Annotated in this window: 12 protein-coding genes; 9 read left to right on the plus strand and 3 right to left on the minus strand. The window is 71.3% G+C overall.

All coding sequences use genetic code 11. From position 1 onward, the window contains the following. Positions 1-11: 11 nt before the first annotated feature. Positions 12-539 carry a TetR/AcrR family transcriptional regulator gene (locus tag AW272_RS45260; RefSeq protein ID WP_066370546.1) on the plus strand — a complete coding sequence of 176 codons (528 nt, stop codon included), beginning with the start codon at positions 12-14 and terminating at the stop codon, positions 537-539. A gap of 58 nt (positions 540-597) precedes the next feature. Continuing rightward, a complete protein-coding gene (locus tag AW272_RS26465; protein ID WP_066370548.1) occupies positions 598-1,437 on the plus strand; it encodes an SDR family NAD(P)-dependent oxidoreductase in 840 nt (279 codons plus the stop codon). A gap of 20 nt (positions 1,438-1,457) precedes the next feature. On the opposite strand, the gene AW272_RS26470 is transcribed toward AW272_RS26465, so the two are convergent. Continuing rightward, the gene (locus AW272_RS26470; RefSeq protein WP_066370551.1) at positions 1,458-1,862 is read right to left on the minus strand and encodes a RidA family protein; all 405 of its coding nucleotides are present in this window, start codon (positions 1,860-1,862) and stop codon (positions 1,458-1,460) included. Positions 1,863-1,922: 60 nt separating this feature from the next. Here AW272_RS26470 and AW272_RS26475 point away from each other — a divergent pair, with 60 nt between their 5' ends. Continuing rightward, positions 1,923-2,891: a helix-turn-helix transcriptional regulator gene (locus AW272_RS26475; protein WP_066370553.1), complete on the plus strand. Its 969-nt coding sequence runs from the start codon at positions 1,923-1,925 to the stop codon at positions 2,889-2,891. On the opposite strand, the gene AW272_RS26480 is transcribed toward AW272_RS26475, so the two are convergent. Further along, positions 2,888-3,622 (minus strand): VOC family protein, encoded by a 735-nt coding sequence (locus AW272_RS26480; RefSeq protein WP_066370554.1) that lies wholly within the window; start codon positions 3,620-3,622, stop codon positions 2,888-2,890. The two genes, AW272_RS26475 and AW272_RS26480, sit on opposite strands and share 4 nt — an antisense overlap. A 37-nt stretch (positions 3,623-3,659) precedes the next feature. Continuing rightward, positions 3,660-4,517: a hypothetical protein gene (locus AW272_RS26485; RefSeq protein WP_157518799.1), complete on the minus strand. Its 858-nt coding sequence runs from the start codon at positions 4,515-4,517 to the stop codon at positions 3,660-3,662. Between the two features lie 172 nt (positions 4,518-4,689). On the opposite strand from AW272_RS26485, the gene AW272_RS26490 reads away from it, so the two are divergent. The 6 genes from AW272_RS26490 to AW272_RS26515 all read left to right on the plus strand — a co-directional run bounded on the left by AW272_RS26490 (position 4,690) and on the right by AW272_RS26515 (position 10,260). Further along, positions 4,690-5,064, plus strand: coding sequence for a YciI family protein (locus AW272_RS26490; RefSeq protein WP_066370557.1), 375 nt, complete (start codon positions 4,690-4,692; stop codon positions 5,062-5,064). Next, the gene (locus tag AW272_RS26495) at positions 5,064-6,338 is read left to right on the plus strand and encodes an RNA polymerase sigma factor (RefSeq protein WP_083958699.1); all 1,275 of its coding nucleotides are present in this window, start codon (positions 5,064-5,066) and stop codon (positions 6,336-6,338) included. Before AW272_RS26490 ends, AW272_RS26495 begins: the two co-directional genes overlap by 1 nt. Before the next feature lie 58 nt (positions 6,339-6,396). After that, on the plus strand, positions 6,397-7,506 hold the full coding sequence (locus tag AW272_RS26500; RefSeq protein ID WP_157518800.1) for an AbrB family transcriptional regulator: 1,110 nt from the start codon (positions 6,397-6,399) through the stop codon (positions 7,504-7,506). 124 nt (positions 7,507-7,630) lie between these two features. Beyond that, positions 7,631-8,110: a hypothetical protein gene (locus AW272_RS26505; RefSeq protein ID WP_066370559.1), complete on the plus strand. Its 480-nt coding sequence runs from the start codon at positions 7,631-7,633 to the stop codon at positions 8,108-8,110. Positions 8,111-8,303: 193 nt separating this feature from the next. Continuing rightward, entirely contained in the window at positions 8,304-9,518 is a 1,215-nt protein-coding gene (locus AW272_RS26510; protein WP_066370561.1) for an MFS transporter, read from the plus strand. A gap of 49 nt (positions 9,519-9,567) precedes the next feature. Then, positions 9,568-10,260 carry a type 1 glutamine amidotransferase domain-containing protein gene (locus tag AW272_RS26515; protein ID WP_066370564.1) on the plus strand — a complete coding sequence of 231 codons (693 nt, stop codon included), beginning with the start codon at positions 9,568-9,570 and terminating at the stop codon, positions 10,258-10,260. Positions 10,261-10,294 lie beyond the last annotated feature (34 nt).

The following is a 10,294-nucleotide window of genomic DNA, read 5'->3' on the forward strand; positions in this document are numbered from 1 at the left end:
AGGCTGGCCGGGTGACCAGACCCCGCTCGGACGCCGCCCGCAACCGCGCCCTGGTGCTGCGGGTCGCCCGCGATCAGTGGGCCGCCGGCGACGAGTCGCTCCAGTTCAACGCCATCGCCAAGCTGGCCGGGGTCGGCGTGGGCACGGTCTACCGCCACTTCCCGACCCGGCACGCCCTGCTGGAGGCGCTCGCGGCCGAACGCCTCCACGACCTCGTCGCCGAGGCCCGTGCCGCCGCCTCCGCCGAAGACGCGGTGGCGGGCGTGCGTGATCTGATGCGGTACATCGTGGGCCGCGCCCTGGCCGACCCGGGTTTCGCCGCCGTCCTGGAGGCTCCCGACGACGCCGATCCGGAGACCTCGGTGCTGAAGGCCGAACTCGGCGCGGCCGTGGCCGCCCTGCTCGCCCGCGCCCGGATCCGCTCTGACGTGGCGGCCGATGACATGGTCCACCTGGTCTGCGGCATCGCCCACGCGATCGGCGCCGCGCCGGGCCGGTCGGATCTCTATCTGGACGTCCTGATCAAGGGCCTCGCTTAAACGGATAGTTATCCGGTACGGTGCGAAGCGGATAGTAATCCGCTTACTGGAGGCACCCATGAGACGCGCAGTGGTCACCGCGGGCACCGGCGGCATCGGCCTGGAGACCGCGATCGGTCTCGCGGCGACCGGCCACCACGTCACCGTGGTCGGCAGGAGTCCTGAACGCGGCCAGGCGGCGGTCGACCGCATCGGCGACGCGACCTTCGTCCAGGCCGATCTCTCATCGCTGGCGGAGGTGCGGGCGCTGGCCGTCCGGCTGGCTTCGGACGGCTCCCTCGACGTCCTGGTCAACAACGTCGGCGCGATGTTCGCCGACCGCACCGAGACGGTCGACGGCATCGAGGCGACCTTCGCGGTCAACCACCTGTCGCCGTACCTGCTGACCGAGTTGCTCCTGGACACCGTGAAGAACGGCCGGGTCGTGAACGTGACCTCGGGCGCCGTGCGCACGGCGAAGAGGGTCTTCGACGAGGCGGCACCGCCCGGCGGTTACTACGGCTTCCATTGGTACGGCAGGGCCAAGCTGGCCAACCTCGCCTACACCCTCCACCTGGCCGAACGGCTGCGCGGCACCGGCACCTCGGTCTTCGCCGCCGACCCGGGCGGCGCCGCGACCCCGATGACCGACGGGACGATGCGCGACCCCAGGATCGTGTCCCCGGGGCTGCGCGTGCTCTGGCCCCTGGTCCGCCGCACGTTCGAACGCGCCACCTCGGGCCCGGCCTCGGTGGCCGCCCGCCCGTCTGTGTTCGCCGCGACCGATCCAGGCCTCGACGGCGAGACGGGGCTGGTCATCGGGCCGCGCGCGAGGCCGGTTCCGGCGTACCGGCCGAGCCTGGACCCGCGCACGGTCGGCGCGGTGCTGGCTCTGAGCGAACGGTTGTCATTCCGGTAGGAAACCGTCACCGACGCCCGTCACGCGACGGCGGTCCCCTCCAGTTCGACCAGCAGATCGGGGATCGCCAGCCGGGACACCCCGAGCATCGTGGTGGACGGCGCCACCCCCGCGGCGCCCAGCCGTGCGGCCAGCACGCCGTAGCTCTCGAAGAGCCGGTCGACGTCGGTCGTGTAGACGTTGAGCCGGACGAGGTTCGCCAGGGACATGCCGGCCTCGCCGAGCACGGCCTCCAGGTTGTCGAGGCTCAGCGCCAGCTGCGCCGCCATGTCACCGGCGTGCTCGGGCCTGCCGTCGGCGCTCATCGCGGTCTGCCCGGAGCAGTAGAGCGTCCGGGTGTGCCCGGAGACGAGTTCGCCCTGGTTGTAGCCCATCTCCACCGACCAGGCCCACGGGTTGACGGCGGTTCGCTTCGTAGTAGTCATGGGGACGAGCTTCTCGGCAAATCACGACATCCTGTGTCGTGTATTCCGTAGAGTTTTCGCATGCGCGCCGACCGGTTGGTCTCGCTGGTGCTCCTGCTGCGGCAGCACGGCCGGTTGCCGGCGGCGGCGCTGGCCCGGGAGCTCGAGGTGTCCACCCGCACCGTGCTGCGCGACATCGAGGCGCTGTCGTCGGCCGGTGTCCCGGTCTACGCCGAACGCGGGCGGCACGGCGGGTTCGCGTTGCTGCCCGGTTTCCGTACCGAGCTCACCGGCCTGAACCACGACGAGGCCCTCGCCCTGCTGGTCGCCGGATCGCGGCGCGGCGCCCAGGCGTTCGGCCTCGGCTCGGCGCTCGCCTCGGCGATGCTCAAGGTGGTCGACGCGCTCCCCGACAGCTATCGCGACACCGCCGCCGGCGCGGCCGGGCGACTGCTCATCGACCCGGAGATCGACCTGCTCTCGCGCCGGTTGGCCGACGAGGAGGCGCCCGACACCGTGGTGGCCGAGGTCCTGCGCGCGGTGCTGGCCGGGCACAAACTGCGCATCCACTACGCGTCGGCGGACGATACCCCGAAGTGGCGCACGGTCGACCCGATCGGCCTGGTCACCGTCCGCGACAAGGGCTACCTGCTGGCCACCAGATCCGGCGCCGACCGCACCTACCGTCTGTCCCGCATCTCTGCCGCCGAGGAACTCGCCGAACCCGCGCAGCGACCGGACAGGGTCGATCTCGACCGGGCCTGGCAGGAACGCAGCACCCGCTTCCGGGCCGGCGGCGACCAGGTCACCGTGCTGGTCCGGGTGAACCCGCTGCGGCGCGAAGACCTGGTGGGCACCGCGCTGGCCGTCCTCGCCGAAGAGACCGACCCCGACGGCTGGCTGCGGCTGGAGGTGACCTTCCAGGACCCGAGACACGCCGAGTGGGCGCTGTGGCAGCTCAGCGTGAACGCCGAAGCCCTGACCCCGCAGTGGCTGCGCGACTCCCTGCACAAGCGCGCCACCACGGTCGCCACCCGCTACGCCCGTTAGGCCGGGGCGAGGACGCAGAACTCGTGGCCCTCCGGGTCGGTCAGGCACGTCCACGGGACATCGCCCTGGCCGAGGTCGAGGTCGGTGGCGCCGAGGCTTCGCAGCCGGGCGACCTCCGCCGCCTTGTCGTCACCGGGGTAGGGCAGCAGGTCGAGGTGGACGCGGTCGGGCGCGGTCTTCACGCCGGGCGTGCGGAGGAGTTCGAGATATGGACCCATGGCGGAACGCAACGCGGCGTGATCGTCGGTCACCTCGCGCGGAGTCCAGCCGGTCGCCTCACCCCAGAACCGGGCCATCGCCCGAGGGTCGGCGCAGTCGACGACCACCGCGGCGATCGGCCCGGTGTCCCGGTAGATCTCCCGGGGCTCCAGCACGCAGAACTCGTTGCCTTCCGGGTCGGCGAGGACCGTCCACGGCACATCGCCCTGACCCACGTCGGCGGGTGTCGCGCCGAGGTCCTTGAGGCGCGCGACCAACTCCGTCTGGTGGGCCGCGGAGGTGGTGGCGAGATCGAGGTGCGTGCGATTCTTGGTCGCCGTCTTGGGCTCCGGGACGGGGACGACGTCGATCCCGAGGGCGACCGGGTCGGGCCAGACGAGGCCGCCGGGGGGACCGACATAGGTGGTCACTCCGGCGCTGTAGGCACTCCAGCCGAGCGCCTCCGCCCAGAACCGGCCGACCGCCGAGGCATCAAGGGCCTTGATGTTCACGTGAACAGGTCGCAGTGCCATACAAGCGATCTTATGGAGATCCGCAGGTCACTGTGCGTCAGCCCACCGGTTTGAGTACGCCGTTCAGGACCACGACGCCCTTTCCGTATTTCTCGTCGACCTCTTGTTGATGTTCCGGCGTCGCCACCCAGACGCCGATCTCGACCTGGCCCGTGCGCTGGTTCGTGCCGGCGGAAACGGCACCCTCGATCTCCTCGGACGCCTTGTCCTGGAGGGCGCGTAGATCGCTCTCGCTCCGCGTGGCCGGGGCCAGGCACAGCGCGCCGCCCCAGATCTCCCGGATCGCCGGTTCGTGGGCCAGCGGGTCGCCGGTGAAGAGCAGGGTCAGCACGAGGCGCTCGGGGTCGTTCGCGTAACGCTCCACGGAACTCCCGTCGTCGGGGTCGTAGGCCTCGATCTCCTGCAGGTAGCTCTGGTCGATCGAGCTGCCGGCGTAGCCGGGAAGCGACTGGGCGCGGGCGATCGCGGCGGACATCGCCTCCTCGGTCGCCTTGGCGGGATCGACCGGACGCCAGCCGCCCTCGGGCTCCGGGCAGGTGGTGGCGAACGGATCCGCAGCGGGCGGGGACGCGGGAGGCCCGGGGGAGCGGGGCGGTTCGGTGAGGGTCAGTTTCTCACCGTCCCAGGTGCCGACCACGTGGTAGTCGCCCCAGCGCGTGCCGCGCTCCTCGGTGTGCGCGACGGCGGCCCAGTCCCAGCCGACGACGTCGGGGCCTTTGCACTGAGGCGGGAAGGATTCGGCGACCATCGCGCAGAGCTGGGGTCCGTGCTGCTGGTCGGACAGCACGGTCAGGTCGGCTTCGTACCGCTGCTCGGACGCGGTGACGGTGACGGCGGGGGCCGTTCCACATGCGGCGAGCGTCGCGAGCACGGCCAGCGGCCACAAACCTCTCATGCCTCCGAGACGGCCGGAGATCACGAGAGGTTCAAACGCGGAGGGGCCGTTCTGACAGGATCGGATGTGTCGCGCCGGAAGATTTCTCGGGGAACGTGTCGATCCGCGGGCCGCCCGTTCGACGTGTGGGTGCGAGGGTCGAGAGGCGGCCTCGCCGGATGAGGAGAACGCGATGGCGAAGTACATGCTGATCATGCGGGGCACCGATGAGACGAACGCGGCCATGATGGCGTCGATCGACGAGGCGATGGCGGCGACCGGCCGGTTCATCGAGGAGATGATCAAGGCCGATGTCCTCCTCGCGGCCGAAGGGCTCGACGATCCGGGCCGGGGCGTCGTGGTCGACTTCAGCGGGGAGGCTCCCGTCGTCACCGACGGGCCCTACGGCGAGACCAGGGAACTGTTCGGGGGTTACTTCCTGCTCAGCGTCGCCACGAAGCAGGAGGCGGTCGAGTGGGCCAAGCGGGTGCCGGCGGTCCGTGGGTCGAAGATCGAGGTCCGGCGGGTGGCCGAGGCCGACGAGGTCCCGCCGGGCAGCGAGATCTGATGGGCACGGCCGACGTCGAGGCCGTCTGGCGGATCGAGTCGGCCCGGATCGTCGCCGCGCTGACCCGGTTCACCGGCGATTTCGGGCTGGCGGAAGACGCCGCTCAGGAGGCGGTGGCCGAGGCGCTGGTGTCGTGGCCGCGCGCCTCTCCGGCCAATCCGGCCGGCTGGCTGATGGCCACGGCCCGGCGGCGGGCGATCGACGCGATCCGCCGCCGGACCGCCTTCCAGGACCGGTACGCCCTGCTGGCGGCCGACGCCGCGATCGACACCGCGGTCGATCAGGAGATCGACCCCGACGAGATCGGCGACGACGTCCTGGCGCTGATGTTCGTCAGCTGCCACCCCGTGCTCTCCCGCGAGGCCCGGGTGGCGCTGACCCTGCGCGTGGTCGGCGGCCTGTCCACCGAGGAGATCGCCCGCGCGTTCCTGGTGTCCGTGCCGACCGTGCAGGCCCGCATCACCCGGGGCAAGAAGACGATCGCGGCGGCGGGAGTGCCGTTCGAGCTGCCGCCGGCCGACGAGCGCCGGGAACGGCTGGGCGGGGTGCTCAGCGTCCTGTACGTGATCTTCACCGAGGGATCGACGGCCACCTCGGGCGATCAGCTGCTGCGTCCCGACGTCGCGTATGAGGCGATCCGGCTGGTGCGCACGCTGGCCGCGCTGCAGCCCGACGAGCCGGAGGTGCACGGGCTGCTCGCCTTGTGCGAGCTGACGTCCGCGCGCTTCCCGGCCCGCACCGGGCCGGACGGCACGCCGATCCTGATCGAGGACCAGGACCGGCGGCTCTGGGACCGCACGGCGATCCGCCGGGGGCTGGCCGCGCTGGCCAGGGCATCGGCCCGTGGCTTCGGGCCCTATGGCCTGCAGGCCGCGATCGCCGCCGTCCACGCGTCGGCGCCGTCGGTCGAGGCGACCGACTGGGACCGGATCGTGCTGCTCTACGAGGCCCTCGGCCGGGTCGCGCCCTCGCCGGTGGTCGAGCTCAACCGGGCTGTCGCCGTGGCCATGGCCTCGGGCCCGGCGCGGGCGCTGGCCATCGTCGACGAGCTGATCGCCTCGGACCGGCTTCCCGGTTCGCATCTGGTCCCGACCGTACGCGGCGAGCTGCTGGCCCGTCTCGGCCGGTGGCCGGAGGCGCGCGCCGAACTGGAGCTGGCCGCCGGCCGGTGCGCCAACGAGCGCGAACGCTCCGTGCTGCTGCGCAAGGCGGCCCGCGCGATCGGCCCTGACTCGAATGCGGCCCCGCCCGACCCCGTGGACGACTCCCGCTAACTCAGCCCTTCGAGTGCTCTAACCTGGGGCTTTCCTTGCCGGAACTAGCGTGTTGGGCATGCGAATCTCGCTGCGGACCGGCGGGGGCCGGGTCCGCGAACTCGTCGGATGGGCGTTGGTCCTGCCGGTCATGGTCGCGGCGGGGGAGCTGGGCGAACCCGAGCTGCCCTCCCCGCACATGCTGATACCGCTGCTGCTCGGGCTGGTCGCGGCGCTGACCGGGCTCGTACGCCGGCCGCCGCCTACTGTGCTCAACAGGGGGTCGCAGGCGCTGCTCGGCGTGCTCATGGGGACGTATCTGAACGTCTCCGCGCTCGGGCAGGTGGCGGGGTCGATCGTGCCGCTCGTGGTGGTGACGCTGTTGACGCTGGTCATCTGCCAGGGCGCCGCGTGGGCCATGGTGCGGTTCGGTGGCGTGGATCGGGCCACCGCGACCCTGGGCATGATCGCGGGAGGGTCGGCCGCCGCCGTGGCCTCTGCCGGGGATCTTGACGCGGATGGGCGTCAGGTGGCGTTCATGCAGTACCTGCGGCTGGGTTTCGTGGTGGCGAGCACGCCGGTGCTGCTGAGCCTGGTGCTGCCGTCGTCCCATGCGGGTGGTACGTCCCCACCGGGGGAGGGGAGTGCCTGGCATCTGGTGACGGGGCCCGACCAGGTGACCGGCCTGATGATCCTCGGGGCCGTGGCTCTGCTCGGTGTGATCGTCGGCCCCCGGTTGCGGCTGCCGAGCTCGACGATGATGGGCGCCATGCTCGTGTCGGCGGTGGTCTCCGCGACCGGGCTCGCCCACGGCTTCGCGCCCGACGGGATGCTGCGGTCGCTGCTGTTCACCATGATCGGCCTGGACGTGGGGCTGCGGTTCTCCCGGCACGCCGTGTGGCGGCTGCGGCGCATCCTGCCCGCCGCGGTCGTGTGCGTCGTGGTCGTCAGCGCGGCCTGCGGAGTCCTGGCCTGGGTGGTCTCCGCCCTCACCCGCATCCCGTTCGGCGACACCTATCTGGCCACCACGCCCGGGGGGATCAACGCGGTGCTGGCCTCGGCCTCCGCCGCGCACGCCAACCTGGCGCTGATCTCCAGCGTGCAGAGCCTGCGCCTGTTCGAGATGGCCTTCCTGGCTCCGCTGCTGATCCGCTTCTGCCTCGTGCGACGTCAGAAATCTACTTTGTAAAGGCGTCGGGTTGTCCGCGTACTTACTCACTCCACCGAAAACCCTTCACCAGGCGTTGACGGGGTCTGCCTATGGTGGAGTTATGAAAGCGCGAAATTTGGTCTTTGCGCTGGTCATAGCTGTGATGATCGTCGTGGTGTCGTGCGGCGGGCCGTCGGCGGTCCCGCATGCCAGGGCGGCGCATGCCCTGGGGTCCGACCGCATCCCGGACAGCACCGTGTTCCTCCCCTTCCGGCCGCCGGGCCAGGGGTATGAGGTCAAGGTGCCCAAGGGCTGGGCGCGTAAGGACCTCCCGACCGGTGCGACCTTCACCGACAGGCTGAACAGCGTCCGCGTCGAGATCGGTGTGCGGCCGGATCCGCCGGGGAGCGTCCGGATCGACCTGAAGCCCGTCGACCGGGCGGGCGGTGAGGCGATGCGGACCACGTTCCATGCCGACAGTTCGCCGGATCCGGTGACGGGCAAGGTCGTCCGGGAGGAGATCGACCGTTATGTCTTCACCAAGGGTGGCCGTCAGGCGGTGCTGACCTTGGCGGGGCCGGTGGGAGCCGACAACGTGGGCCCGTGGCGGACGTTGTCCAATTCGTTCCGGTGGACGTCCTGAGCTCCAGCGACGAAATCGGTTGCGGCGTGGTCGGGCCGCCGCCTAAAGTCGCCCCGACCCGCGTGGAGAGGAGGGGCCCGATGACGGTTGACCGCATCGCCTCGTCCCCCGGAGTCGTGGTCGTCTCACGCATGGTCTGAGCCAGGTCGGCGCCGGAGGGTTTCCCCTTCTCCTCCCACCCGCGGAGCTCTCCTTGCGTGCTCGTGTCACCTATCTCGCCATCTGCGGAACGGCGGCCTTCGCCGGCCACACCGCGTTCACCCTCAACCTCGTCTACCAGGCCCAGACCGCCGGGCTCGGCCCCCTGCAGATGATCCTGGTCGGGACCGTCCTGGAGGCGGTCTGCTTTCTCGCCCAGGTCCCCACCGGTGTCCTGGCGGACCTGCGCAGCCGCCGTCTCTCGGTGATCATCGGCTATCTGCTGTTCGGCGCCGGTTTCCTGATCGAGGGCCTGTTCCCGGTCTTCGGCGCGATCCTGCTCGCGAACGTCGTCTGGGGTGTCGGCGCCACGTTCGTCGACGGCGCCCAGGAAGCGTGGATCGTCGACGAGCTCGGCCCGGACCGCGCTCCCGACGTGTTGGTCACCGGTGCTCAGGCGGGCCAGGCGGGGGCCGTGCTGGGTATCGGGGCCAGTGTGGCGCTGGCTGGTTTCGGGTTGAACGTCCCGATTCTGGTGGCCGCCGTCGTCTGGCTCGTCCTCGGCCTCGCCTTGATCGTCGTCATGCCGGAAGACGGCTTCCACCCCGTCCCGGACCCGGCGTCCTGGCGCGCGATGCGCGGCCAGGCCGTCACCGCGCTGGCGGCGGTCCGCGCCCACCGAGGTCTGCTCCTGCTGCTGGCAGCCCTGGCCTGTACGGCTTTCGCCGGCGAGGGCCTGGACCGCCTCACCCAGCTCCATTTCCTGGACGACATCGGCCTCCCCGCGATCGGCGGCGCGCACGTGTGGTTCGGTCTGCTCGCGGCGGCTTGGATGATCGGCGCGATCGGCGTCACCCAGGTGATCCGCCGGGCCGTCGATCTCCGTGACCCTCGGCGCACGGCCGGGGCGATGGCCGCCTTGAGGGCCGGGTGCGTGGTGGCGACGATCGTGTTCGCGCTGGCCGGGTCGTTCTGGTCGGCGGCGGTGTCGGCGGTCGCGCTGGGCCTGTCGCGGGCGGCGACCGGACCGCTGGAGGCGGCCTGGCTGGCCGGGCAGACCGGGTCAGCCACCAGGGCGACCGTGTATTCGCTGTTCAGCCAGGTCAACGCGGCAGGGCAGGTGGTGGGAGGACCGCCGCTGGGCCTGGTCGCCGAGCGTCTGGGCATCCGGGCGGCCCTGTTGGGCGCCGCCGCGATCACCGTGCCGGCGGTCGGGTTCCTGGTCGCGGCCGGCCGCACCCACCAAGTGCCCCGACGGGAGGAGGCATAAAGTGGCTGGTAGAAGACCTACGCCAGCCATAGTCAGGGGGCGGTTTTCGATGGCTAGGTTGATTTTCATGATGCCCGCGACGGCGTACTGGACGCTGAAGGACGGCACCCGGCACGCCACGGGTTACTGGGCCGAGGAGTTCGCGGCCCCGTACAAGACCCTGACCGAGGCGGGTCATCAGATCGTGGTCGCCACGCCTCGGGGGGTGGTCCCGACGGTCGACATGATGAGTCTGCGGCCGGAGATGGCGGGCGGGGCGCAGGCCGCGCTGGACCTGGAGGCGGTCATCCGGTCCGCGGAGGAGATGCGGCGGCCGATCCAGCTCTCCGACGCCCGGCTGGAGGACTACGACGCCGTTTACTGCCCGGGCGGTCACGGTCCGATGGAGGATCTGTGCGTCGACGCCGACGCGGGGCGGCTGCTGACGGCGGCGCTGGCCTCGGGCAAGCCGCTGGCGATCGTCTGCCACGGGCCCGCGGCGATGCTGGCGACGAGGATCCGGGGTGAGTCGCCCTTCGCGGGCTACCAGGTCACCGCGTTCACCAACGAGGAGGAAGAGGGCGTCGGGCTCGCTTCCAAGGCCCGGTGGCTGCTGCAGGACGAGCTGATCGCGTTGGGTGTCGACTTCAGCCGGGGCGAGGCGTGGATGCCGTACACGGTGGTGGACCACAACCTGTTCACCGGCCAGAACCCGGCGTCCGCCGAGGTCCTGGCCGAGCATCTGCTCAAGGTCCTCCCGTGAAGCCGGCGGCCTTGGAGGGCCGCCGGAACCGGGG

The organism is Herbidospora mongoliensis (assembly GCF_001570545.1).
GTDB lineage: Bacteria > Actinomycetota > Actinomycetes > Streptosporangiales > Streptosporangiaceae > Herbidospora > Herbidospora mongoliensis.